This is a genomic window from Niabella hirudinis (assembly GCF_051201075.1).
Classification (GTDB): Bacteria; Bacteroidota; Bacteroidia; order Chitinophagales; family Chitinophagaceae; genus Niabella; species Niabella hirudinis.
The window spans coordinates 323,833-349,587 of record NZ_JBPEHJ010000006.1 but is presented as its reverse complement, the minus strand read 5'-3'; the positions used below and the strand labels follow the sequence as shown (position 1 = coordinate 349,587).

At 45.8% G+C, this 25,755-nt stretch carries 16 protein-coding genes and 5 tRNA genes; 16 read left to right on the top strand and 5 right to left on the bottom strand.

The window, feature by feature from the left end:
- Positions 1 to 215 precede the first annotated feature (215 nt).
- Complete coding sequence (locus tag GGU45_RS14240) at positions 216 to 638, bottom strand: GxxExxY protein (protein WP_435225779.1); 423 nt, start codon at positions 636 to 638, stop codon at positions 216 to 218.
- A gap of 317 nt (positions 639 to 955) precedes the next feature.
- On the bottom strand, positions 956 to 1,897 hold the full coding sequence (locus tag GGU45_RS14235; protein ID WP_435225777.1) for a helix-hairpin-helix domain-containing protein: 942 nt from the start codon (positions 1,895 to 1,897) through the stop codon (positions 956 to 958).
- Between the two features lie 473 nt (positions 1,898 to 2,370).
- On the opposite strand from GGU45_RS14235, the gene GGU45_RS14230 reads away from it, so the two are divergent.
- The 16 genes from GGU45_RS14230 to GGU45_RS14155 all read left to right on the top strand — a co-directional run bounded on the left by GGU45_RS14230 (position 2,371) and on the right by GGU45_RS14155 (position 23,620).
- On the top strand, positions 2,371 to 6,843 hold the full coding sequence (locus tag GGU45_RS14230) for an Ig-like domain-containing protein (RefSeq protein WP_435225775.1): 4,473 nt from the start codon (positions 2,371 to 2,373) through the stop codon (positions 6,841 to 6,843).
- A 20-nt stretch (positions 6,844 to 6,863) separates the two neighbouring features.
- A complete protein-coding gene (locus GGU45_RS14225) occupies positions 6,864 to 7,868 on the top strand; it encodes a hypothetical protein (RefSeq protein WP_435225773.1) in 1,005 nt (334 codons plus the stop codon).
- Positions 7,869 to 8,167: 299 nt separating this feature from the next.
- Entirely contained in the window at positions 8,168 to 11,971 is a 3,804-nt protein-coding gene (rpoB, locus tag GGU45_RS14220; RefSeq protein WP_435225771.1) for a DNA-directed RNA polymerase subunit beta, read from the top strand.
- 149 nt (positions 11,972 to 12,120) lie between these two features.
- Positions 12,121 to 16,416, top strand: coding sequence for a DNA-directed RNA polymerase subunit beta' (gene rpoC, locus GGU45_RS14215; RefSeq protein ID WP_435225769.1), 4,296 nt, complete (start codon positions 12,121 to 12,123; stop codon positions 16,414 to 16,416).
- Positions 16,417 to 16,624: 208 nt separating this feature from the next.
- Positions 16,625 to 17,239, top strand: coding sequence for a hypothetical protein (locus tag GGU45_RS14210; RefSeq protein ID WP_435225767.1), 615 nt, complete (start codon positions 16,625 to 16,627; stop codon positions 17,237 to 17,239).
- Between the two features lie 512 nt (positions 17,240 to 17,751).
- Positions 17,752 to 17,824 (top strand) — tRNA-Thr (locus tag GGU45_RS14205).
- Between the two features lie 32 nt (positions 17,825 to 17,856).
- Positions 17,857 to 17,939: transfer RNA gene (locus tag GGU45_RS14200), tRNA-Tyr, on the top strand.
- A 136-nt stretch (positions 17,940 to 18,075) separates the two neighbouring features.
- Positions 18,076 to 18,148 (top strand) — tRNA-Gly (locus GGU45_RS14195).
- Between the two features lie 77 nt (positions 18,149 to 18,225).
- Positions 18,226 to 18,297: transfer RNA gene (locus GGU45_RS14190), tRNA-Thr, on the top strand.
- A gap of 165 nt (positions 18,298 to 18,462) precedes the next feature.
- Entirely contained in the window at positions 18,463 to 19,650 is a 1,188-nt protein-coding gene (gene tuf / locus GGU45_RS14185) for an elongation factor Tu (RefSeq protein ID WP_435225765.1), read from the top strand.
- A 66-nt stretch (positions 19,651 to 19,716) separates the two neighbouring features.
- A tRNA-Trp gene (locus tag GGU45_RS14180) sits at positions 19,717 to 19,787 on the top strand.
- A gap of 83 nt (positions 19,788 to 19,870) precedes the next feature.
- Positions 19,871 to 20,068: a preprotein translocase subunit SecE gene (gene secE, locus GGU45_RS14175; protein WP_435225763.1), complete on the top strand. Its 198-nt coding sequence runs from the start codon at positions 19,871 to 19,873 to the stop codon at positions 20,066 to 20,068.
- A 3-nt stretch (positions 20,069 to 20,071) separates the two neighbouring features.
- Positions 20,072 to 20,665, top strand: a complete 594-nt coding sequence (gene nusG / locus GGU45_RS14170; RefSeq protein WP_435225761.1) for a transcription termination/antitermination protein NusG — start codon at positions 20,072 to 20,074, stop codon at positions 20,663 to 20,665.
- 158 nt (positions 20,666 to 20,823) lie between these two features.
- Complete coding sequence (locus tag GGU45_RS14165) at positions 20,824 to 21,426, top strand: OmpH/Skp family outer membrane protein (protein WP_435225759.1); 603 nt, start codon at positions 20,824 to 20,826, stop codon at positions 21,424 to 21,426.
- Between the two features lie 88 nt (positions 21,427 to 21,514).
- On the top strand, positions 21,515 to 23,035 hold the full coding sequence (locus tag GGU45_RS14160) for an APC family permease (RefSeq protein ID WP_435225757.1): 1,521 nt from the start codon (positions 21,515 to 21,517) through the stop codon (positions 23,033 to 23,035).
- 105 nt (positions 23,036 to 23,140) lie between these two features.
- Positions 23,141 to 23,620: a hypothetical protein gene (locus tag GGU45_RS14155; protein WP_435225755.1), complete on the top strand. Its 480-nt coding sequence runs from the start codon at positions 23,141 to 23,143 to the stop codon at positions 23,618 to 23,620.
- Positions 23,621 to 23,810: 190 nt separating this feature from the next.
- Here the strand turns inward: GGU45_RS14155 and GGU45_RS14150 are convergent, their stop codons facing one another.
- Genes GGU45_RS14150 through GGU45_RS14140 form a run of 3 tightly spaced genes read right to left on the bottom strand, consistent with a single transcriptional unit; the run spans position 23,811 to position 25,731 of the window.
- A complete protein-coding gene (locus tag GGU45_RS14150; protein ID WP_435225753.1) occupies positions 23,811 to 24,542 on the bottom strand; it encodes a pyridoxine 5'-phosphate synthase in 732 nt (243 codons plus the stop codon).
- A 17-nt stretch (positions 24,543 to 24,559) separates the two neighbouring features.
- The gene (locus GGU45_RS14145; RefSeq protein WP_435225751.1) at positions 24,560 to 24,832 is read right to left on the bottom strand and encodes a hypothetical protein; all 273 of its coding nucleotides are present in this window, start codon (positions 24,830 to 24,832) and stop codon (positions 24,560 to 24,562) included.
- Between the two features lie 29 nt (positions 24,833 to 24,861).
- Positions 24,862 to 25,731 (bottom strand): UbiA prenyltransferase family protein, encoded by an 870-nt coding sequence (locus GGU45_RS14140; RefSeq protein WP_435225749.1) that lies wholly within the window; start codon positions 25,729 to 25,731, stop codon positions 24,862 to 24,864.
- Positions 25,732 to 25,755: the final 24 nt, after the last annotated feature.

The following is a 25,755-nucleotide window of genomic DNA, read 5'->3' as shown; positions in this document are numbered from 1 at the left end:
ACCAGTTCTTAATTATTTTTGGTGACAGATTGAAGGTATAAGTTCTACGATTATTTTACCTCGATTTTAACTTACACACTTTTCGGGATACTCCCTGTTATAGCCACAGAGGCTCAGAAGACACAGTGATCAGGGATGCTCCGCCCCGGCATCGACCCTCAAAAGTATAAAAGTCCTCAGTGCCTCAGTGTTTCAGTGGCAACATGCGAACGCTCTTAAAAAACGACCCTCCTGATTTGCAGCCTCATTTTTCCAAAGTTCAGGATCAACCCGACTTTAGACCCGGAGCATTTAAGATAGTTGATGGTTTGTGCCATATCTTCTTCTGCTACACCTCCTTCTTTTGCTTTAATTTCTAATATTATGCTATTGAAGACGACAAAGTCGGCATGAAACTGATGTGGTAAAACAATGCCTTTGTACTGTATTTTATATGTTTTTTCCCGGTCATACCCGATGCTGTTTTTTCTGAACTCGTACTCAAAAGCATCTTTATAAACGATCTCAAGGAAGCCGGCTCCAAGTATCTTATGGATTTCGATGCCATACCTTATTATCGTATCGGTTTCTTGTTGAAGGGATAGTTTTCGTTGTCGAAGTTTTTGTTTTTCATAATAGTATTTTTTGAATGATGCCACAGAATCACAGAGGCACAGAATATTTTGATGTTGCTGCAAACGAAAATAGAAAGTATTCAGTGTTTCAGTGCCTCAGTGGCTATACCACAGAATCACAGAGGCACAGAATATTTTGATATTGCTGCAAACGAAAATAGAAAGTATTCAGTGTTTCAGTGCCTCAGTGGCTATACCACAGAATCACAGAGGCATAGAATATTTTGATATTGCTGCAAACGAAAATAGAAAGTATTCAGTGTTTCAGTGCCTCAGTGGCCATGCCACAGAATCACAGAGGCACAGAATATTTTGATATTGCTAAACGGACATAGAAATCTTCAGTGTTTCAGATCCTCAGTGGCTTCGATCCGGACATACGGTTCCAGTTTCTCAAATACATCGTTTGTTTGCGCTACCAGTGCCTGCAGTGCTTCGGTCGAATTGATGGGTGCCGCCCTTCGCTGCCGGACGATGAGGTAGGCCAGCTTGCTGCTGATATAGGGGTGTGCGTTCAGGGTTTCATAAGATGCTGTATTAATATCAAGTTTCCGCACCCCGCGGTTGTCTAAACGAAGGAAGGGCCGTATCTCCCGGAAGGTAGAATCGGGAACACCATAGGTTTCTCCTACCTGGCTAATGCTGTAAAATCCACCCAGCTTTTCCCGGTAGTTTACGATCCTTGCAGCCAGTTTACTACCGATGCCATAAAGGGATTTATAGGCGATGGTATCTGCTGTATTAATATCAACAGGCGCCGGTGCCTTACGCGTATACCCTGGTTTACGGGCCGGGATTGCAGCCGTTGCTTCCGGACGTTGCGGCCCGGCGATGACGATGTAGGGACGGATGGTTTCAAATTCATCCGGGCGTAACCCGTAAATTTTTTGAAGGTCTTCTCTTTTACGAAAGCGACCTCCTTTGCTCCGGTAATTCATAATCGTACGGATTGTTTTTGCTCGCAGGCCCAGGCGCAGCCACCCTTTTTCATCAAGCGTATTAGGATCAAAATTAAAGAGGGTTGCTTTTGAAGGGGGTGCATACAAAGCGGGCTGACGGTGCTGCTGCGGCCCGCTTAGCAACGTTTCCTCTGTTGAGTTTTTGTCTGAAGAAGCCTCCGGTGTTGTTCTGAGCCTGTAGGATAAAGCGCTGTCCTGCTCATTTAACGGCAGCTTTTCCGTATGGGGCCGGACAAAAGGAACAACGGCAAAAAACAAAACAATAAAGAGCAACAGGCATAAACCCATCAGTTCTTTTTTAGAAAATTTCAAGTATGCTTTCATAGATTCGTTATTTAGCATTGGCAAAAGGCGTTGACTAAATATAAAGAAAGAAATTTTAAAAAAAAATAATAAAATTTGGTTTATTATGATATGTAATCCTATCTTTATTCACGCTATTGCATTGTAAACCTACTTTAAACTTAAAAAAACAACTAGAATAACTCGCAACGTAATAGCTTATTAAAATGAAGAAAGCCCCTTTAGTAATTGTTTTTCTTCATTATGGTTTTGCAAACGTGTTACGCCAAAGCAATGTGTTTTTTGGGATTGTCAAAGCCAGCTGACGTGAATACGGAAAAGTATAATGTTACAGTGAAGTCCTGTTGTCAGGAGTGCTGTATTTATGTGGTGTAGCCAGCATCAGTATGTTGCTTTGCAGTGACGTATGGTAAATGCTTTTGGTTACATGCCGTTTTTTGTTTTGTGAAAACCGGGGCTGCTGTATTATGCTCCGGATATAAAATATATCTATTATGAGACCCAACCAACCATTTGGAATTGCCCTTAACCTAAAAGGGGCTGGCTTATGTGTACTACTACTACTGTGTTTATTACTTGTTACTGCCGGGCAGGCGCAGGCGCAGGTAAGCAGAACAACTTATAACGTGTATCAGCCATTGGTAAATCCGGCAACACCAGCCATTACTGCAACAACAGGATCGGATGTTGCTGGAACGATAGATCACTTTTTGAACGTAGGTAACGTGGTCAACAACGACATAACCGATGCAGCAACGCTCAATGTACTCAAAGTAGCAGGGACTGCGACATTGAATGTAAGAGATGGAGGAGCAGATTATCCCGGAGGTACTTATGCCGGGTTCCAGATTGAAATCAATTCATTGCTCACATTGCTGGGTGGGCAGCTGGTTATTACCACGTACAACAATGGCGTACCCCAGGAAAGTTTTTCTTCCGGCTCCGGTTTGTCAATCGGTTTGATTGGAGGCTCAAAAGGCCGGATAGGGTTTGTTACCACCGCGGCATTTGATGAGATTGGTCTTTCGATGAATGTGGGGCTTTTGGGGGGGCTGCTAAGTAGTGTAAAGGTTAATTATGCAGAAGTATTGCTTGCAGATCCTGCGGCCTTAACAGCACCCTCCGGATGCAATACCATTACCCCCTTACCTGCGCCGGCTGCCAATTATACGGCCATTGCTTTTTCCGGTGCTAAAGCAGCCGTGGGCGTTTCCGTTGGAGATATCTTTTCTTCTTCCAACCCCATCGAAAATGTGGTAGATGCGAACACCGATAATTTTACTACAATAAACTCTTCTTTGCTGAGCGCTACGGTCGCCGACTCTGCCTATGTTTCCGTGCGGGTGCCCGGGACCAATACCTTTCCTGCCGGTTATTTTGCGGGCTTCGATGTGGCCAATGGCACAGGACTGGCGCAGTTAGACATTCTTTCTTCGGGTACCGTTATAGCCACTTATAAAAACGGGGTTTTCCAGGAAGCAATTGGAGGAACGAACCTGTTGCTGTCGGCCCCGGTACTCTCCTCAAACGGCAGGACAACAGTTGGCTTCGTAACAACCAAGGATTTTAATGAAATCCGGTTCATTACGAAAAATACGGCTGGCGTTTCACTTTTGAGCGACCTGAGGATCTACAATGCGGTAATTAAGAGGTTTTGTGCGGGATTGGTTCTTGACGCCTGCAATACGATGGTAACGCTGAATTCCACTGATTATCCTTTGTATATTGATGCTGCAAATACGGGGGCTTTTGGTGCCACATCGCTGCGGGTGTTGGGCACTACTACCGATTATAACCGGATCATCGATGGCAATCCCGCCACCACTGCAGTATTAAGTTTTCCTGTTGGTGTAAATGCCCTTACCACGCAAACCGTGGCTATCAAGAGTGCGCTTGACAAGTATCCTGCAGGAACCTATGCCGGCTTCGACATATTGTTTAATAAGCTGGTAAATGCATCTGTACTTGGCAATATGACGATACAGCTGTTAGATGCCGGAGCTGTTAAGCAAACCGTAACCGGTCAGGCATTGTTGGCGGGTGTGCCCACCAACCTTTTAACCGATCCATCAAAAATACCCGTTGGGGTTATTGCCAATCAGCAGTTTGATGAAATAAAGTTGTTAATAACCAATCCTGTTGATGTAAACGTATTTGGCAGTATCGAGATTGCAGATCTGGTTATGCAAAAGAATTGTGCTACCACGATCACCTGTAATTCACAAGGTACCACGGTATTAACATCGCCCGGTTTTGATGTGATGATTGATGGGGCAAAAACAGGATCCGGGGGACTTATTTCCGTGGGGAATGCCATCCTGAATCCTGCAAATGTCATTACTTCATCATTGAGCGACTATGCACAAGTGCAGGTGGTAGCCAATGTAGCGGCTGCTAATTCCATAGCTGTAATGGCAGGCAAGTCAGTATTTCCCAAAGGAGTATTTGCCGGCTTCCTTATAAGAGAAAATTCTGCAAATCCATTAGTGCTGCTTAATTTATTGAAACTGGTAACCATAACAACTTACAAGCGGGACGCCCAGGGGATCCCTCAGCCACAGGAATCGAAAACAGGCGGGCAGTTGCTGGGGCTTACGGCACTATTGCCGCTGCTGGGAAATGATCATGGCATCCGGACGGTCGGCTTTATTCCTACGCTGGACTATGATGAAATACAGATCTCTTTTGCTGGTGTAGCAGATGTGGGAACCACGCGTACCATTGATGTGTTTGGCGCCGCTATTGATACAAGAATTGTAGATCATTCTTTGAGTTCATTAACCTGCCCGTTATACAAAACAAATCCTGATATCAACTATACCACCGTCAATACACCGGTAACGGGCAACGTAAAGACCAATGATATGGTTGAGAATGGCTCCACTTACGGTACACCGCAGCAGGTGCCCGGTGCCAATGGTCAGCAACCCGGCGGCGGTACCTTTAACAGCTGGAATCAGCAAACCGGGGAATACACGTTTACGGCTACAACCCCGGGTGTGTACAGCTATACCGTAAATGTATGCCCTCCGGCCGGAGGAAATGGGCTATGCGAACCACAGAACCTGACGATTACCGTAACCGATCCCGGCGTAACAACTAACCCTCCGATTGCCAATACGGATATTGCGGCAACGGTGTCGCCCAATCCTGTTACGATTGATGTGCTGGCTAATGATCATGTCGGTAATCCCGGCGGAACACTCACGGGGCCGGCTATTGATAAGGATGGGGCAAACGGGCATGCGGTAGTCAGCAGCGGAAAAGTACAGTATACGCCTGGTGAAGGTTTTGCAGGAAAAGACACGGTGGTGTACAAAATTACCGAGAACGGAAAAGACGCGAAAGCTTATGTGATCATTGAGGTAAAGCCGGCCGGCGTGGCCAATTCCACCAGCGCCTCGGATGATTTTGCGGTAACAAAACAGGGTAGCGCTACTGCGGTAACCGGAAATGTAAGTGCGAACGATATAGATCCTGAAGGAAACGCTCAAACAGTTGCCTGGGCTTCGGTACCGGCAAGCGTTGGAGTACTTACACCTTCGGCAGGCGGCGGATTTTCGTTTATGCCGGCTGCTGGTTTCACCGGCACCGCGCAAATGGTTTATACCGCTACGGATATTGGTACCCCCGTTGCATCAGCGTCAGCCACGCTCTACGTATATGTAGCTCCCAACGGACTTAATACCCTGCCCGATAACAATGTTGGGTTTAAAGATCTGGATATACAGGGTAATGTAAGCACCAATGATAATGTGCCATCGGGTACCACCTATGGCACCCCTGTAGCAATAGGAACACTGCCAGGAACGCCCACTACTTTTAGCATGAATACGAATGGGGTATATACGTTCAAGAGCGGCACAATAGGCGTGTACAAATACAACGTACCTGTAACAAACGATGGTATTACTGTTAACGAGCTGCTCACCATTACGATACTGGATCCGGCAGTTAATACCAACCCCCCGGTGGTGATGAATGATGTAGCAATAACTACCGGAACAAATCCCGTTGCGATCCAGGTAAATGACAACGATAAACCCGGTAATACCGGCGGCAAGCTGAGCCCCCCGGAAATTAAAGCCAGTCCCACTCACGGTAGCGTAGTGGTGAACCCGGCAGATAGCTCTGTAACCTATACACTCACAGATGCAGGTTTTACAGGCCGGGATGTGTTTACCTACGAAAGCTGTGAAACGCCGGGAGGTAAATGCAGTATAGCGGAAGTGGTGGTAACCGTAAAACCTGCGGGTACAACAAACGCCAGTGCCGCCGATGATTATGCAACGGCAGCTTCAGGTATTAAAGCTACCGGAAATGTAAGCAGCAATGATGGAGCCGGACAATTAGTAACCGCACAGCCGTCAGCTACAGATACCAAGGGTACCTTTTTGCTCAACGCCGATGGAACCTTTGAATTTACGCCAGCTGCCAACTTTACAGGTACAGCAGTATTCCCTTATACAACCTGTATCTCGGGATCTTGTGCGATGGCTAGTTTATATGTGACTGTGAAAGTCGCTTCGGCGGATTTGGTGCCGAGGATTAGTCTGGCTCCCAACAATATTATAGGAACGAGTGATATAGAGGTGACTGTTCAGGTAAGTGAAATAGCTAAGGCGGCATCAAGCGGACAGATCACTTTGTATGTTGATAAATTAAGTATGTTCAGCGATTTCTCGTTCGAAGCTGCGGCTACAGCCAATGCTGCTGGGGAACAATTACAAAACAGCGTATTTGCAATTGACGCCACCAGTAATCCTGACTATTATGTGATCACAACAAGTACCGTGTTAAATGACGGCGGTAGCAGGGTCATGTTTAAAGTAAAAGCGACCCCGGGATCTACAAAAGGCACAAGTACCGTAAACGTTCTTATTGGCAATGGCTCCGGGGGTGACTTAAATAGCGCTAATAACAGCAGCCGGACTACCATTACTTTTTCTTATACTCCAACCCCGTAACTATTTTAAAACTTATTAAAATGAAAAGAACATCTATTGTTATTTTATTGGCCATTTTAGCCATTTTTTCAAAATCGGTCTCGGCGCAAAACTTTGTCCTGAATAACCCTTCGATAACCCCTAATCCGGCTGTTTTTCCTGGTGGGAAGGAAACGATTACTTTTGATTTTTATGTCACACAACCGTACACATTTAGTAGCAATGATGCTTCAAACTCCTATGGTAAAATTGTGTTCAGTTTTACAAAAATGGACCCAACAGGTATTCAGCCTACGGGAACCGGAGCTACGCTTTTTAATTGGACGCTGACAAATAACGGGGGTACGGGCGCTTCGCTGGTATATACATTGACGGGGAAAAGCAAGGATATTGCCATGCAATCCTCCCCTCCGGATGCCAAGTATAAAATAACCTTTGCCGATGTTCCCGTAACATTGGCAGCTTCACAAGCAGAAACTGATATCAGAATAGCAGGTGTATTTACAAGTCCGACAAACGCTACAGCAGATAGCCCCGATGACAATAGTGTAGTAATTGCAACATACAGTGTAGACCCTGCCCTTCCCGTTACCTTCCAGTCCTATGATGCCAAACTGGTGGGTAACAAACTGGTGGTAAACTGGACTACCGCTTCAGAAACCAATAACGATTTTTTCAATATTCAGGTAATGGGGGCAGATTCTACCTTTAAAACGGTGGGCCATGTAGCCAGCAAGGCCGAAAACGGAACCTCCACCACCGCGCTTGAATACAGTTTTGAAAAGGACCTCAGCACTGGCACCCAGGCGGTTATGGGGATTGCCCTTTTTGCGGCGGGCTTTATCCTGTTGCTGTTTAACCGCAAAAATAAATGGCTGTATACCCTTCTGATCGTATGCGGGCTTGGCACGTCTGCCATCTCCTGCCGTAAACAATCGGAAGACAAAGAAAACCGCATGCCTGACCGTCAATTAGTAAGAGTGGTACAGGTAGATAAGGAGGGAGGGCATGCCTATTCCAAAATCGCTGTAGCCGTACGCCAATAAGTTGCATTATGGATAGCCGGGGAAGGCCCCGGCGCAGGAACCCGGATCCGATTAGGTTCCGGGCTCCTTTTTTTAGAGAAATTTTCAAAAACGAAAAACTCTGGCAATATTCTTGTGAGAAGTTTCCTTCTTTTCAAAGTTTTCCTTAACTTTGCCTTCCTTTTATTTTGGCCAATAAAAAATTGATTAAACAAAACAGGTTCATGTAATTGAATTTCAATGGATTTCTTTTAGTAATAAAAGTAATCCTGTTCTTGTTTTGTACCAGATCAATCATTAAAAAACCGGGTTTATAACATATGTCATCTACAAAAGTGAATTCAAGAGTAAATTTCGGAAAGATCAAGCATTTAGCGGAAACACCGGATCTTCTGGAAGTTCAGATTCAATCCTTTAAGGAGTTTTTCCAATTAGAAACCACACCAGACAAACGCAATATTGAGGGCCTGTTCCGGGTATTTAAGGATAATTTCCCGATCACCGATACCCGCAATATTTTTGTACTGGAGTTTCTGGACTATTTTATCGATCCGCCCCGTTACTCAATTGATGAGTGTATGGAGCGGGGTCTGACCTACGCTGTACCCTTGAAAGCAAAGCTTCGGCTGAGCTGTAATGACGAAGAACACGTGGATTTTCAGACCATTGTGCAGGACGTATTCCTGGGTAATATCCCCTACATGACCCCCCGTGGTACTTTTGTGATCAACGGGGCCGAACGCGTGGTGGTTTCCCAGCTGCACCGTTCTCCGGGTGTATTCTTTGGCCAGTCTGTACACCCCAATGGAACAAAGATCTACTCCGCCCGTGTAATCCCCTTTAAAGGATCCTGGATGGAGTTTGCTACGGACATCAACAATGTAATGTATGCTTATATCGACCGGAAGAAGAAATTCCCGGTTACGACATTGCTGCGTTCCATCGGTTATGAAACCGATAAAGATATCCTGGAGCTTTTTGGTATGGCCGATGAAGTACCCGGTGATCGTAAATCATTGGAAAAGCAATTAGGTAAACGCCTGGCGGCCCGCGTTCTCCGCACATGGGTGGAAGATTTTGTGGATGAGGATACCGGCGAAGTAGTTTCTATCGAGCGGAATGAAATTGTGATGGAACGCGATGTGGTATTAGATGAGGAAGCCATCGATATCATTGCAGACATGGACGTAAAGAGCGTTTTTGTACAGCGCGAAGATGTAGGCGGCGACTATGCCATCATCTACAATACCTTAAATAAAGATACTTCTAACAGCGAGCTGGAAGCTGTTCAGTTTATTTACCGTCAGCTGAGAGGTGCCGATGCACCCGATAATGAAACTGCCCGCGGTATCATTGACAAATTGTTCTTCAGCGACAAACGCTACGACCTGGGTGAAGTGGGACGTTACAAGATCAACCGCAAGCTGAACATTGATGCGCCTGTAACACAAAAGACCCTTACCAAGGAAGATATTATAGAAATTATTAAGTACCTGGTGCGTTTAACTAATGGTAAAGCGGAGATCGATGATATCGATCACCTGAGCAACCGTCGTGTACGTACCGTAGGGGAACAATTATATGCACAGTTCGGTGTGGGTCTGGCCCGTATGGCCCGTACCATCCGTGAGCGGATGAACGTAAGGGACAACGAGGTGTTTACGCCGGTTGACCTGATTAATGCCCGTACCCTGTCTTCTGTGATCAACTCGTTCTTTGGAACTTCGCAGTTATCGCAATTCCTGGATCAGACCAACCCCTTATCGGAGATTACGCACAAACGCCGTATTTCTGCGCTGGGGCCAGGCGGTTTAAGCCGGGAGCGTGCCGGGTTTGAGGTGCGTGACGTACACTACAGCCATTACGGCCGTCTTTGTACCATTGAAACACCGGAAGGTCCAAACATTGGTCTGATCTCTACGCTTTGCGTACACGCCAAGATCAATGAAATGGGCTTTATCGAAACGCCATACCGGAAAGTTGTTGACGGTAAGGTAAATATGAAAGAGCTGGAACTGCTGAGCGCCGAAGAAGAGGACAGCGCAAAAATTGCACAGGCAAGCGCCAAGCTGGATGAGCAGGGCAATTTTGTGAACGAGCGCGTGGAAAGCCGTGAAACCGGCGACTTCCCGATCCTGGATAAGAGCGAAGTAGAATATATGGATGTGGCGCCCAACCAGATTGTGGGCCTGAGCGCCTCACTGATTCCCTTCCTGGAGCACGATGATGCCAACCGGGCACTGATGGGATCCAACATGCAACGCCAGGCAGTTCCGCTGCTGCGTCCCGATGAGCCCATCGTTGGTACCGGCCTGGAAGGCAAAGCTGCAAGAGATTCCCGGATCCAGATCCATGCAGAAGGGAACGGTGTGGTTGAATTTGTAGATGCCAACGAGATCCACGTGCGTTATGACCGCAATGTGAATGAAAAACTGGTAAGCTTTGAGGAAGACCTGAAAGTGTATAAATTAACCAAGTTTATCAAAACCAACCACGAAACCTGTATGAACCTGAACCCCGCTGTAAAGAAAGGGCAGAAGGTAAAAACGGGTGATTTCCTTACCAACGGTTATGCCACCCGGAACGGGGAGCTGGCCCTGGGTAAAAACCTGAAAGTGGCTTTCATGCCCTGGAAAGGCTACAACTTTGAGGATGCCATCGTGATCAGCGAACGCGTTGTAAAAGAAGATATGTTCACTTCCATCCATATTTCTGAATATGAACTGGAAGTACGCGATACAAAACTGGGTGAAGAAGAACTGACCTCAGATATCCCGAACGTTTCTGAAGAAGCCACCAAGGACCTCGATGAAAACGGTATCATCCGCATCGGCGCCCAGGTAAAAGAGGGCGATATCCTGATTGGCAAGATTACTCCGAAAGGAGAAAGTGACCCAACTCCGGAGGAAAAACTGCTCCGCGCCATCTTTGGTGACAAAGCCGGCGATGCAAAAGACGCTTCTTTAAAAGCGCCAAACGGGGTAGAAGGTGTGGTGATTGGTAAAAAACTGTTTCAGCGCGCCAAGAAAGATAAGAACGCCAAAGTGCGCGAGAAAGCAGCGATCGAAAAGCTGGATAAAGCACACGAGAAGAACGAACAAGATCTGCTGAATGTGCTGCTCGAAAAATTGGGTACCATCCTGGAAAACCAGGTTTCTACCGGTGTAATGAACAGCTTTGATGAGATCGTAATTGGTAAGGGATCAAAATTCCATGCCAAGAACCTGGGCTCACTGGATTATGCCAACATCAACCCCCTGGGCTGGACCAATGATGATAAGATCAATGATCAGATCAACACCCTGCTCCACAACTACAACATTAAGTTCAACGAAGAGCTGGGAAGATACAAACGCGAGAAATTCAATATCTCCATTGGGGATGAATTACCCGCAGGCGTATTAAAACTGGCAAAAGTATACCTGGCTGTAAAACGTAAGCTGAAAGTAGGGGATAAAATGGCGGGACGCCATGGTAACAAGGGTATCGTTGCCAAGATCGTTCGCCAGGAAGATATGCCGTTCCTGGAAGATGGAAGCCCGGTAGATATTGTACTGAATCCGCTGGGGGTACCTTCCCGTATGAACCTGGGACAGATTTACGAAACCGTACTGGGATGGGCTGGTAAAGAACTGGGTGTAAAATTTGCAACCCCGATCTTTGATGGCGCCGAGCCGGAAGAGATTGAGAAATATTGTGCCGATGCCACCATTCCCAAGTTTGGCCACACGTACCTGTACGATGGTGAAACCGGGGAACGCTTCCACCAGAAAGCAACTGTGGGTGTGATCTATATGATCAAACTGCACCACATGGTGGATGACAAGATGCACGCACGTTCCATCGGGCCATACAGCTTAATTACACAACAACCTTTGGGTGGTAAAGCTCAGTTTGGTGGTCAGCGTTTTGGTGAGATGGAGGTATGGGCACTGGAAGCCTACGGAGCGTCCAGCATCCTGCAGGAATTGTTAACCATTAAATCGGATGATATCATAGGCCGTGCAAAAACCTATGAGAGCATTGTAAAAGGGGATAACATTCCAAGAGCAGGCGTACCCGAATCCTTCAATGTATTGATACACGAGTTAAGAGGTTTGGGATTAGACCTGACCTTTGAATAAAGACAGTGAATAGTGAAAAGTCAATGGTGAAACTCGCCGTTGGCTTTCACTATGAATCATCAGATCGGGATCAATAACAAAGCAAAAAACAGAATTAAAATAGAGATCAGGATTTTGAGGGTCTCAAATCTCAAATCATAAATTGATTTATGGCTACTAAAAAAGACAATCGCCCAAAGGCAGCGTTTTCAAAAATTACCATCGGCCTTGCTTCCCCGGATACCATCCTGGAGAAAAGTCATGGCGAGGTATTAAAGCCGGAAACTATTAACTACCGTACTTACAAACCGGAGCGTGACGGTTTGTTTTGCGAAAGAATCTTTGGTCCTGTAAAGGATTATGAATGTGCCTGCGGAAAATACAAGCGTATCCGTTATAAAGGCATCGTGTGCGATCGTTGTGGTGTGGAAGTTACCGAGAAGAAAGTACGTCGCGAGCGCATGGGGCATATCAAACTGGTAGTACCGGTGGTACATATCTGGTATTTTAAATCCCTGCCCAATAAAATTGGTTACCTGTTGGGTATGAGCTCCAAGAAACTGGAAACCATCATCTACTACGAAAGATATGTGGTGATCCAGGCGGGTGTACGTGAAGATAAAGGACAGAACTATGGTGATCTTTTAACAGAAGAAGAGTACCTGGATATCCTGGATACGCTTCCGAAAGATAACCAGTACCTGCCGGATGACGATCCGCAAAAGTTCATTGCAAAGATGGGTGCAGAAGCGGTGCACGACCTGTTGCAGCGCATCGACCTGGATCAGTTATCCTTCGATTTAAGAAACTCTGCGGCTACAGAAACCTCTCAGCAGCGTAAAGCTGATGCCTTGAAAAGGCTGAGCGTAGTCGAAGCCTTCCGTGACGCCAATACAAGGATCACCAACCGTCCGGAGTGGATGATCATGCAGTACATCCCGGTAATTCCGCCGGAACTGCGTCCGCTGGTTCCCCTGGATGGCGGCCGTTTTGCATCTTCGGATCTGAACGACCTGTACCGCCGGGTGATCATCCGGAACAACCGTTTAAAGCGTTTGATGGAGATCAAAGCACCTGAAGTGATCCTGCGTAACGAAAAGCGGATGCTGCAGGAAGCGATCGACTCCCTGTTTGATAACTCCAGAAAATCCAATGCCGTTAAAGCAGAAGGCGGACGTGCATTGAAATCCTTGAGCGATGTGCTGAAGGGAAAACAGGGACGTTTCCGTCAGAACCTGCTGGGTAAACGTGTGGACTATTCCGGCCGTTCTGTAATTGTGGTAGGTCCTGAAATGAAAATGCATGAGTGCGGTCTGCCAAAAGATATGGCGGCAGAGCTGTTCAAACCATTTATCATTCGCAAATTAATTGAAAGAGGTATCGTAAAAACCGTAAAATCGGCCCGTAAACTGGTTGATAAAAAAGAAGCGGTGGTTTGGGATATCCTTGAAAATATATTAAAAGGGCACCCGGTAATGTTGAACCGTGCCCCAACGCTGCACCGCTTGTCGATTCAGGCATTTCAGCCCAAGCTGATTGAAGGAAAGGCGATCCAATTACACCCGCTGGTTACTGCGGCCTTCAACGCCGACTTTGATGGTGACCAGATGGCGGTACACGTGCCCCTGAGCAACGCAGCGATCCTGGAAGCCCAGCTGCTGATGCTGGCTTCGCACAACATCCTGAACCCGCAGAATGGTACTCCCATCACCCTGCCTTCACAGGACATGGTACTGGGACTGTACTATATTACAAAAGGAAAGAAATCTACAGACGCCGAAAAAGTACGTGGAGAGGGTAAGGCTTTTTATTCTGCAGAAGAAGTGATCATCGCTTATAATGAAAAGCAGATCGACCTTCATGCATGGATCAAAGTAAAAGGTATTGTTCGGAATGAGAAGACGGGTGAACTGGAAAAGAAATTGATCGAAACCACGGTTGGTCGCGTTATTTTCAACCAGAATGTACCGGAAGAAGTAGGTTTTGTAAATGCCTTATTAACCAAAAAGAACCTGCGGGAGATCATTGGGGATATCATTGAAATCACCGATGTTCCAAAAACCGCGAAGTTCCTGGATGATATCAAGCAATTAGGATTCCGTACGGCCTTCCAGGGTGGATTATCCTTCAGCATCAATGACCTGATCATTCCGGATATCAAGCAGGAACTGCTGGATAACGCCAAAGGCGAGGTGGATGAAGTGTGGGATAACTACAACATGGGATTGATCACCAATAACGAGCGTTATAACCAGATCGTGGATATCTGGAGCCGTGTGGATACACGTCTTACAGAAACACTGATCCGTGAACTGAGTGCCGATAAACAAGGGTTCAACTCCGTATACATGATGCTGGATTCCGGAGCCCGGGGTAGCAAGCAGCAGATCAAGCAGCTGGCCGGTATCAGGGGACTGATGGCCAAGCCGAGAAAATCAGGTTCAACCGGATCTGAGATCATTGAAAACCCGATCCTGTCCAACTTTAAGGGCGGATTGAACGTATTGGATTACTTCATCTCTACCCACGGTGCGCGTAAAGGTCTTGCGGATACGGCGCTTAAAACGGCGGATGCCGGTTACCTGACCCGTCGTTTGGTGGATGTGGCACAGGATGTGGTGATTACTGAAGAAGATTGTGGCACATTAAGAGGTATTTCCATTGCAGCATTAAAAGACAACGAAGATGTAATTGAGCCGCTGGCAGATCGTATCGAAGGCCGTACTTCATTGCATGACATTTACGATCCGCAAACCGATGAGTTGTTACTGGAAGCCGGTACAGAGATCTCCGCGGAAAAAGCACGCAATATTGAAGCGGCCGGTATCGAATCCATCGAGATCCGTTCTGTGCTCACCTGCGAAAGCAAACGCGGCTGTTGCGTAAAGTGTTATGGCAAGAACCTGGCATCCGGCATTCTCGCTCAAAAAGGAGATGCCGTGGGTATCATCGCAGCCCAGTCCATTGGTGAGCCGGGTACACAGTTAACCCTGCGTACCTTCCACGTGGGTGGTGTGGCTGGTTCTGCTTCTGTAGAATCCACTTTGATCGCTAAGTTTGATGGTAATATCCAGTTTGATGGGGTACGCTCCGTTATAACGACTAATGCGGAGGGGGATGATGTTCGTGTTGTGATCGGCCGTACCGGCGAAGCCCGTATCATTGATACCAAAAATGACCGGCTGTTGATCACCAATAACATTCCTTACGGATCTACCCTGTTGGTAAAAGATGGTCAGAAGGTTTCCAAAGGTGAAGCGATCTGCTCCTGGGATCCTTATAACAACGTTATCATTGCGGAGGTAGATGGTCAGCTGAGGTTTGAAAACGTAATTGAAGGGATCACATACCGTGAAGAGGCCGATGAACAAACCGGTCACCGTGAAAAAGTGGTAATTGAAACCCGCGATAAAACAAAGATCCCTTCTATTGTTGTAGAAGGTAAAGAGAATAAATCCTATAACTTACCTACGGGTAGCCACCTGATGCTGGATGACGGCGATGATGTGAAAGCCGGTCGGGTACTGGTAAAAATACCGCGTATCCTGGGTAAACTGAAAGATATCACCGGAGGTCTGCCGCGTGTAACCGAGCTGTTTGAAGCACGGAACCCCAGCAACCCGGCCGTTGTATCGGAAATTGACGGAGTGGTTTCCATGGGTGCTGTTAAACGCGGCAACCGTGAGATCATCATCGAAGCCAAGGATGGAGTAACCCGTAAATACCTGGTTCCGCTGACAAGGCAGATCCTGGCACAGGATGGCGACTTTGTAAAAGCCGGCAGTCCGTTAAGTGATGGCCAGATCTCTCCGCAGGATATCCTGTCGATCCAGGGACCGTTTGCCGTACAGCAGTATGTGGTGAATGAGATCCAGGAGGTATACCGCTTACAGGGTGTACGGATCAACGACAAGCACATTGAGGTAATCGTTCGCCAGATGATGCGTAAAGTAAGCATCATGGATCCGGGTGATACCCGCTTCCTGGAAGATGACCTGGTGGATAAATTTGAATTTGTAGATGAAAATGACTTTGTATACGAGAAAAAAGTAATCACCGAGCCCGGCGATTCTACTAAACTGCGTGCGGGTCAGATCATTAGCCTGCGGGAGTTACGTGAGGAAAACTCCCTGCTGCGCCGTAACGATAAGAGAACGGTGGAATTCCGCGATGCGCAGCCGGCTACTTCGGCCCCCACACTGTTAGGGATCACGAAGGCTTCACTGGGTGTACAAAGCTGGATCTCTGCGGCTTCCTTCCAGGAAACCACCAAGGTACTGTCTTCTGCAGCTATACACGGTAAAGCGGATGAAATGATGGGTCTGAAGGAGAACGTGATCACTGGTCACCACATTCCTGCCGGTACCGGTTTGCGTGAATTTGAAAACATGATCGTAGGAAGCAAGGAAGAGTACGAACTGTTACAGACCGCAAGGGAAGCGATGTCTTTTGACGAAGAAGAATAAACAGATCTATAAATTTTAAATCTTTATAAGTTTCAAGAGCGGCTGCAAAGCCGCTCTTTTTTTATGGAATTAAATGGGGTGCGCATCATTTAGGAAAGACTATATGAGAAAAATAACCGCTTTTCTTTTTTACGTTATGCTGGTGCAAGGATGTGGTCCTGGCAAGATGGAAGATCCCCATCGTGCGGTTTTTCGAAGAACAGCTGAAATGATTGTAGATAGCGTATTTAAATGGGATACAGATAGCCTGCAGCAGCTTGCTGCGCCTGTTTATAGTACCCGATACTGGCAGTCATTTGAAATCGATGACTTGCTTCCTGGAAACAGCAGATATAAAGAGCTGGATAGCATACCAGAAATATCGTTGCCTTTTAGAAATAAGGAGGATACCACAGCAAAGCGGTCCAATGGCGTAGATTATTATATAACAACCCGGGATTTTTTTGAAGGGCAAGACCATTACGCATCAGCGAATGCCGGGGATTTTGACGTATGCCGCGGATATTTAAAGAATGATACACTTTGTATTTCTATAGGTACAAAAGTAGGATTTGGTGATAGTGGGTTTCGTATCTATATGGTTCAGGGGCGTTTTACAACGATGCCCTATCGTTCATACTGTGTAATAACCGAAGATGCTTTGGTGCCGCTTTTTGCTCCGCTTTGGCAGCGACTGGTATTAAGTAAACAATCCTATTCATTAGGGGATAGCCTATATGGCTATATATCTTTTGGCGCTACATATTATGACGTGGGCGGAAGCGCTTTTGGTTATAAGGCCAATGGTTTTTTCAGAACCGTAATTAAAAAAAGAGATTGGTGATTTTGCGTTATGCAACAGAATAAATACGATGATCCTTCTTTTTTTGAAAATTACAGTCGTAGGCTCCTTTTACAAGAGAAGCTGAGCGCGGCAGGGGAGCGCCGGTCGGTGAAGTTGTTTGCCCTGTAAGGGCAACAGGCGCGTAGCAGCAATAGCCCGTTTCCTGTAAGGACGTTTGGTGATTCAGAAATAAATCGTCTTTCTCTGGTTGCCTGGCGGCCTGTGAGGGCTGTAAAAGCGACAAAGAGCGGTGGCTGTGTTTATCATCGTATTGCAATTCATCAAAAGACAAACGGCTTTTTCCGGACAAAGATCAAAGAAGATCACCGCAAATTTTAGCTTTATGAAATATGAAGCAGGGCCGGTTTTTTGTTTTTATTTGAGAATAAAAAAAAGTATCCAATAAAGTTTACTGAATTGTATAAAAAGCCTTACCTTTGCTTTCCAAATTTTTAGGGCGGTTGAGTGATACATAGAGTACCTGAAAATCAAAAAATTAGTTCTTTTAATAAGCCGAAGTAGCTCAGTTGGTAGAGCAGCTGATTTGTAATCAGCAGGTCGCGGGTTCGACTCCCTTCTTCGGCTCAAAAGCATTTCTTAGGGAGTGGCTTTGGTTTGGGTAGTTGGCCGAGTGGTTAAAGGCGACAGACTGTAAATCTGTTCTCTTCGGAGTACGGAGGTTCGAATCCTTCACTGCCCACAGTGCAATTTGAAAATGTGTAAATTTGAAGATATGAAAATAGCACCTTTCAAATGCAGGAGTTCTTTGGGTTTTGAATGTTTGCAGAAGATTTAATTTTCAAATTAATTCATTCTCAAATTTTCAAATTAATTAAGCGGGAGTAGCTCATTTGGTAGAGCGATAGCCTTCCAAGCTATAGGTGGCGAGTTCGAGCCTCGTCTCCCGCTCCGTTTCGTTTGTAGTGAGCCTGTGTTGTGCAGGCAGGGTTTGTATATCATAAAACCCGGAGCTATCAACTGAGATCGCCGTTGTAGCTCAGGGGTAGAGCACTTCCTTGGTAAGGAAGAGGTCGTGAGTTCAATTCTCATCAACGGCTCTTTGCAGAAGCAACCCTTCCGGTTTAACCGGGATACCGGGCGCTTCTTTTGGTATTTTAGATGGGTTGCGCTCCTGATGGCGATTCAGCTAAAGCATTACGATCCAGCCCTGGCTGGATTTCTGGATAGTAAAAATTTAGTAAAAACAATTAAAAAAGATAACAATGTCAAAAGAGACCTTTAAGCGGGAGAAACCCCACGTAAACATTGGTACCATTGGCCACGTTGACCATGGTAAGACCACTTTGACTGCCGCTATTACCGAAATTCTTGCTAAGCAAGGTTTAGCTCAGGCAAAAAAATATGACGATATTGATGGTGCACCAGAGGAAAAAGAAAGAGGTATTACAATTAATACCGCTCACGTAGAATATGAAACTGCAACCCGTCACTATGCGCACGTAGATTGTCCCGGTCACGCTGACTACGTTAAAAATATGATCACTGGTGCTGCCCAGATGGATGGAGCCATCCTGGTGGTAGCTGCTACTGATGGTCCGATGCCTCAAACAAAAGAGCACATCCTTTTGGCTGCACAGGTTGGTGTACCTAAAATGGTGGTTTTCTTAAATAAAGTTGACCTGGTTGACGATCCTGAACTGTTAGACCTGGTTGAAATGGAAGTACGCGATGAGCTGACAAAGCGTGGTTTCGATGGTGATAACACACCAATCATCAAAGGTTCTGCAACCGGCGCATTGGCTGGTGACGAAAAATGGGTGGGTGCCATCACTGAACTGATGGATGCTGTTGACAGCTACATTCCGCTGCCTCCCCGTCCGATCGATCTTCCGTTCCTGATGAGCGTTGAGGACGTGTTCTCAATCACAGGTCGCGGTACTGTTGCTACAGGCCGTATCGAAAGAGGTAAGGTTAAAACCGGTGAGCCGGTGGAAATCGTAGGTCTGATGGAAAAACCCCTGACTTCTACTGTAACAGGTGTGGAAATGTTCCGCAAAATCCTGGACGAAGGTGAAGCTGGTGACAACGCAGGTCTGCTGTTACGTGGTATTGAGAAAACCCAGATCCGTCGTGGTATGGTAATCTGCAAACCCGGATCCATCACTCCGCATACTGAATTCAAATGTGAAGTATACGTATTAAGCAAAGATGAAGGTGGTCGTCACACTCCATTCTTTAACAAATACCGTCCTCAGTTCTATTTCCGTACAACGGATGTAACGGGTGAGTGTACACTGGCTGAAGGCACTGAAATGATCATGCCTGGTGATAACACTTCCCTGACTGTAAAACTGATTACCCCCATCGCGATGGAAAAAGGTCTGAAGTTTGCGATCCGCGAAGGTGGCCGTACAGTAGGTGCAGGTCAGGTAACTGAGATCATCAAATAATTTTGATCAATAAGTTCTTTATAAATTAGCTAATTAGCCAATTCGCTGATTAGCTAATTTTATCTTACGGGCATAGTTCAATGGTAGAATAGAGGTCTCCAAAACCTTTGATCAGGGTTCGAATCCTTGTGCCCGTGCAAATTTTTTGTTTCATGTTTGATGTTTAAAGTGTGATGTTCCAGAACCTCAGACTTTGAGCCTCGGACCTCAAACCTTGAGAATGGGCAAGTTTGGAGATTATGTAAAAAACAGCTATAAAGAGTTGGCAGAAAAAGTAACCTGGCCTACCTGGAGCGAACTGCAACAGTCTACCATGATTGTATTGGGAGCAACGGTGCTGATTACAGTTATGATTTGGCTGATGGATTTTATCGCCGGCGGAGGGCTGAATTTTTTATACAAAATCCTTTATAGTTAAATAATGGAAGAGGTAAATATAACAGATAATGCCACCCCGGATGCGCCCCAGCAGGATACCAAATGGTATGTTTTGCGGGTGGTGAGCGGTAAAGAGCGGAAGGTGAAAGAGTATCTGGATAAAGAAATTTCGAGAAGCGAGTTTGAGAAGGTGGTGAAGCAGGTGTTCCTTCCCGTAGAGAAAGTATATAAGGTTCAGAACGGGAAAAAAGTAATGCGTGAACGTAACTATTACCCGGGCTATGTAATGGTAGAAGTGCTGGATGGTAAGATGAGCGATGACCTGAGAGACCTGGTGGTAAATACCAATAGTGTGATCCATTTCCTGGGTAAAGATAATCCCATTGCGCTGCGTAAAGCAGAAGTGAACAAGATGCTGGGGCGGATGGATGAAATGGCCGAAGCTGGCGGTGTGAGCATGATAGAGCCGTTCATTGTTGGTGAAACCATCAAGATTGTAGAAGGGCCGTTTAATGATTTTAATGGAGTTATTGAAGAGGTGAACGATGAAAAGAAAAAACTGAAAGTAACGGTGAAGATCTTTGGAAGATCAACGCCGGTAGAACTAAATTATATGCAGGTTGAGAAGATTGTCTGAATGCAACAACCTGCCAGCTTTTACAGGCCGTCCCAATCCAGTTGGGGCGTTTTTTTTTATCCTGTTAACGCTTTCATAAGATAGCTTGCGAATATTTTTTTTGTTTTATTCATTGGTATATTGCAGGTTGTTCTATATTTATTGTAAAAATCTGGGAAATGAAGAATGTGCTCCTTGCTATTAATGTATTATTGGTAATAGCCGTAGCTTTTTTGTTGTACAAACAGTTGAATGGAAATACCAAGACCCCGCATACCGGAACGATGCTTTCAAAGGGAAACGATTCGACAATGCGTCATGATGCCATATTTGCCTATATTGATATGGACTCTATTCAGCAGCATTATGAGCTGGCAAAGAATGTAGAACGGGAAGTAGAGCGAAAAAAAAGTGCTATTACCGCGGAGCTGGATCGAATGGATAAGGCGTTTAAAGCCAAAGTTGGAGGATATCAGCAGCAGAGCAACTCTATGACCGAAGAACAGGCACTGTCGGCCCAGCGGGATGTAGAGGCAAACCAGGCCCAGATAATGGAAAAACGCCAGAGCCTGATGGAAGAATATAATAATTTTTTAGCGAGCAGGAATATGAGCGTTAAAAAGAAGATTGAAGAATTTCTGAAAACCTTCAATGCCGATAAAAACTTCTCTTTCATTTTTGCGGATGACCCCGGACTGTTCTACTATAAGGATACAACCTATGATATTACTCCCCAGGTGGTGAAGGGGTTGAATGAGCAGTATGCAAAGGAAAAGAAATAAACAGCTTTTTCAAAAAAAAATACGGTTCTGAGCCTTAGTAGCCGTTTATTTCCAATAATAGCTTATTTTGGGTCATTAAATTATAACGATGGCCGAGAAAGTTGCATTTAAACAGTCGCTCAGTTTATTTGATGGAACCATGATTGTAGCGGGATCTATGATCGGTTCCGGTATTTTTATAGTAGCTTCAGATATGACGCGGCAGGTAGGGTCGGCCGGCTGGCTGATAGCCCTGTGGGTCATAACGGGCTTAATGACCGTTTTTGCTGCTATTACCTATGGAGAACTGTCTTCCATGTTTCCCAAGGCGGGCGGGCAGTATGTTTATTTAAAGGAAGCCTACAATCCCATGCTGGGCTTTTTGTATGGGTGGAGTTTTTTTTCTGTTATTCAAACCGGTACCATTGCAGCGGTAGGGGTTGCCTTCAGTAAGTTTGCCGGCTATTTTATCCCGGCGCTAACCATGGATGAAAAGAACCTTCTTTTTGAACTGGGTTGGCTACGGATCTTCCCGGCACAGCTTGTGTCGATAGCGCTGATCATATTTCTCACCTACGTAAATACCCGGGGTATAAAAGATGGCAAAATGATCCAGACGATCTTTACGATCATAAAGCTGTTTTCCCTTTTTGGTTTGATCGTTTTTGGATTGCTGATTGCAGCAAAGGCTGATATCTGGAACGCCAACTGGGCTACCGGCTTTGATATGAAATTTACAACGCCGGTGAATGATGCGGCCGGCAGCAAACTGGGCTGGTCCGTATTTCAATCTCCCGGTGGTATGATGGTAGCCCTGGGGCTGATCAGCGGAGCGATGGTGGGATCCGTTTTTAGCAGTGTGGCCTGGGAAAATGTTACATTTATAGCCGGCGAAATAAAGAACCCCAAGCGCAATGTGGGAATGAGCCTTTTTTTAGGTACCCTGGTGGTAACGGTTGTGTACCTGCTGGCCAACCTGATGTACCTGGCTGTTTTACCCATGCTTCCGCCGGCTTCAGGTACGGAACTGGCCTATGCTCCCGAGGTTGCGGCTCCAAATATTGCTTTTGCGGTTCAGGACCGGGTGGCTACCGCTGCTGCGTCTTCTATATTTGGCAATTATGGTGCTGCCATCATCGCGGTGATGATTATGATTTCCACCTTCGGATGCAATAATGGGTTGATCCTGTCGGGTGCAAGGGTGTATTATACTATGGCCAAAGACAACCTGTTTCTTCCCCAGGCCGGCACTCTTAATAAAAATGCGGTACCCCAGTGGGCGCTTTGGGCCCAGTGCGTTTGGGCAAGCGCCCTGTGTCTTAGCGGGCAATACGGCGTACTGCTGGATTATGTTGTATTTATCACGGTGGTATTCTATATTCTGACAATTGTAGGCGTATTCCGGTTGCGGCGCAGCCGGCCGGATGCAGACCGCCCCTATAAAGCATTTGGCTACCCCGTAATCCCTATTATCTACCTGCTGATGGCCGGCACCCTGGGAATCGGTTTATTATATGCAAAAACAGCCACTTCATTATTAGGCCTGGTTATTGTTATTATTGGAGTGCCCATCTATTATTACTATGCCCGAAAAAACGGGGGCGCCGGGGATGCAGCAAACGGGGCATAGCCGCATAACGACCCTGTTCCTAAAAAGAAGATTCAAAGAATGCGAAGGAACTTTTTATTATATATAACGGTCCTGCTTTTTTTGACCGCCTGTAGAGACAAAGTCATGATGACTGCGAAGCAGTACAGCGATGAAATTGCCAAAATGGAGCAAAGCCTGGCCGAACCCATCCGGCAAACAGAAAATGCGATCAAATTATACGCCGACAGTGCTGATTATAAAAACGTTGCGGTGGCCGCCGCAAAAATGGAGGCACTGATCCAGGAAAAAATCGACAAGGTTGAAGATATTGATGTTTCAAAGTTTACAGGAGGAGAAGATTTTAAGACTGTTGCTGTACGCTACTTTGAATATTTTCAAAGCCTGTACCAGGCGTACAGGGAAATTGGCGATGCTCCGGATGAAGCGGCCCGTATAACGGCCAGTAACCGGATGAATCAGGTACTGGTTGCCCAGGATGAAGTGATCCTCCGCCTGCAGGATACACAAATGCGTTTTGCCGCAGAAAACGGTTTTATACTGGAAAGCACACCATTACAACAAACAAATACAATATCCGGAGAGCGGGATGCTTCGCCCCGATAAAATCGGGGATAAAAAAGTGAATGGGCCGGGTATAAGAACTTGTTCTTTAAGTAAGAATCCGGGGAAACGCAGAATGTTAATTATCCCATGTAACATGAGAAACAGGTACGGCTAAAACTGATAAATTCTCTTTTATAAAAAATGTTCTTTTTACATTTACATTCTTCATTCAATATTTTACAGTTCTCTTTTATAGGCTGCTCCTCATGATGAGCTGCCGTTTATATAGCTGAACGGTATTTTCAAAACCAAGATAGAGCGCATCACAAATAAGCGCATGACCAATACTGACCTCGTCCAGCCACGGAATTTGCTGACTGAAATAATTGAGGTTTTGCAGGTCCAGATCATGCCCGGCATTCAGGCCCAGGCCCAGTTCGCGGGCTTTTTCAGCAGCTTTTAAATAGGGGGTTACGGCCATTTCTTTATTGGCGGAAAAATTGCGTGCGTATGCTTCTGTATACAATTCGATCCGGTCGGTTCCCACCGCTGCGGCGCCTTCTATCATCCGGATGTCCGGGTCTACAAAAATAGAGACCCGGATGCCCGCGGTTTTAAATACGCTGATGATATCTTTAAGGTAATCCTTGTGCTCAATGGTGTTCCACCCGTGGTCCGATGTAAGCTGCCCTGTTGCATCCGGCACCAGGGTTACCTGGTGCGGATTTACATCCAATACCAGGGTTACAAATTTTTGCTCCCGGCAGTTTCCCTCAATATTGAATTCGGTAGTAAGAATGGGCTTCAGGTCATAAACATCCTGGTAGCGGATATGCCGTTCATCCGGCCGGGGATGTACGGTGATACCATCGGCTCCGAAACTTTCCGCGTCCAGCGCCATTTTAACCAGGTCCGGATTATTGCTGCCCCGGGCATTGCGAAGGGTTGCAATCTTATTGATGTTAACTGACAACTTTGTCATAGCAAAAGGTTGGGCCGTTAATTACTCAGTACACCTTCTTCGAGCTCGGTAATCAACAATTCCTGGTTGTCTGTAACCCATTCCGGTATTGACATTTTGGAGGTGAGTTCCCATTCATTGTTTTCTTTAATCAATCTGAAGAATAAGCGGTTGCCACGATCATCTGCGGTGTCTACATCAAAAACATAGTTGCCGGCATTGTTATTTTTCCGGTAATTGAATTCTCTTAATCTGCCGTTGATTTTTATCAGGCGGGTGAAGTGTACAATTTTATTAAATGAAGTATGCATAAGTTATATCTATCAATTTTTGTGCTAACTTATTGTATGTACAGGTCAAAAACAGTTTTTACAAAGTACAATACGGATGTTAGGGCCATCAGGCCGTCTAAAATAAAATAAAAAAGGTAATCATTTTTAGATTTTATTGCAAAGGGGTATAGAAGGTAGGTAAGCAGTGCCGGCAGCGAAAGAAAGATGAAATGTATAATACTTTGAGTATAAGTATATAGTATGTAGGAGCCCGCAATATTCATCAAAATAAAAAGGGAGAAAATTATTTTTATTTTTTCCAGGGGCAGGATGGTAACCAGGCTTTTAATGCCCGTTTGCCGGTCAAACTGTTTATCCCTTAAATCAAAGAGGATGCAGATGGCAAAGATGAGGGCAAACCGGTCGGCAACATAAATAAAATGGGGGGCGTGCCAGCTGACACCCTGAACAAAGAATGTAAGCGCCGTGGTTACATAGGTCCACATGGCAGCCAGCAAAAAAGTTTTGCCCAATATATACCGTTGCAGGGACCGGAAAAACCGGTGTGGGAATTTAGGGGCTGTGTATAAAAGGGTAAGCCCCACGGCGGGCAGGATATAGAGCCAGGATGCACTTAACCGTAGCAGGAAGATCAGTGTGCCGATGGCGCTGACCAGGAAAAAAACGGCATGCACTTTTTTATGTTGCCGAAGCCAGTCGGTACGGCTTGCAGTGGTTTCTACCTCCTCGTTGGTGAGATACCAGTGAATGCTGTAACTGGAAAGTGTGGAAAAAAAAACAAAAGCTGCGTAATCGGCCGGCAATTTGCCGAGGTTAAAAAAAGCAACGGTATTCAGGCACATGGCAACGGCACAACATGCAATAAACAGGTTGCTGAAAATGATAAAATCAAAAAAAACCTTGCCTCTTATAGCCATCTGAAACCAATTTCTGCTGCAAAC

Excerpts from the sequence above, each read along its gene's own strand:
- GGU45_RS14235 (WP_435225777.1), bottom strand. The coding sequence starts at position 1,897 with ATGAAAGCATACTTGAAATTTTCTAAAAAAGAACTGATGGGTTTATGC.
- GGU45_RS14230 (WP_435225775.1), top strand. The coding sequence starts at position 2,371 with ATGAGACCCAACCAACCATTTGGAATTGCCCTTAACCTAAAAGGGGCT.
- GGU45_RS14225 (WP_435225773.1), top strand. The coding sequence starts at position 6,864 with ATGAAAAGAACATCTATTGTTATTTTATTGGCCATTTTAGCCATTTTT.
- rpoB (WP_435225771.1), top strand. The coding sequence starts at position 8,168 with ATGTCATCTACAAAAGTGAATTCAAGAGTAAATTTCGGAAAGATCAAG.
- rpoC (WP_435225769.1), top strand. The coding sequence starts at position 12,121 with ATGGCTACTAAAAAAGACAATCGCCCAAAGGCAGCGTTTTCAAAAATT.
- GGU45_RS14210 (WP_435225767.1), top strand. The coding sequence starts at position 16,625 with ATGATTGTAGATAGCGTATTTAAATGGGATACAGATAGCCTGCAGCAG.
- tuf (WP_435225765.1), top strand. The coding sequence starts at position 18,463 with ATGTCAAAAGAGACCTTTAAGCGGGAGAAACCCCACGTAAACATTGGT.
- secE (WP_435225763.1), top strand. The coding sequence starts at position 19,871 with ATGGGCAAGTTTGGAGATTATGTAAAAAACAGCTATAAAGAGTTGGCA.
- nusG (WP_435225761.1), top strand. The coding sequence starts at position 20,072 with ATGGAAGAGGTAAATATAACAGATAATGCCACCCCGGATGCGCCCCAG.
- GGU45_RS14165 (WP_435225759.1), top strand. The coding sequence starts at position 20,824 with ATGAAGAATGTGCTCCTTGCTATTAATGTATTATTGGTAATAGCCGTA.
- GGU45_RS14160 (WP_435225757.1), top strand. The coding sequence starts at position 21,515 with ATGGCCGAGAAAGTTGCATTTAAACAGTCGCTCAGTTTATTTGATGGA.
- GGU45_RS14155 (WP_435225755.1), top strand. The coding sequence starts at position 23,141 with ATGATGACTGCGAAGCAGTACAGCGATGAAATTGCCAAAATGGAGCAA.
- GGU45_RS14150 (WP_435225753.1), bottom strand. The coding sequence starts at position 24,542 with ATGACAAAGTTGTCAGTTAACATCAATAAGATTGCAACCCTTCGCAAT.
- GGU45_RS14145 (WP_435225751.1), bottom strand. The coding sequence starts at position 24,832 with ATGCATACTTCATTTAATAAAATTGTACACTTCACCCGCCTGATAAAA.
- GGU45_RS14140 (WP_435225749.1), bottom strand. The coding sequence starts at position 25,731 with ATGGCTATAAGAGGCAAGGTTTTTTTTGATTTTATCATTTTCAGCAAC.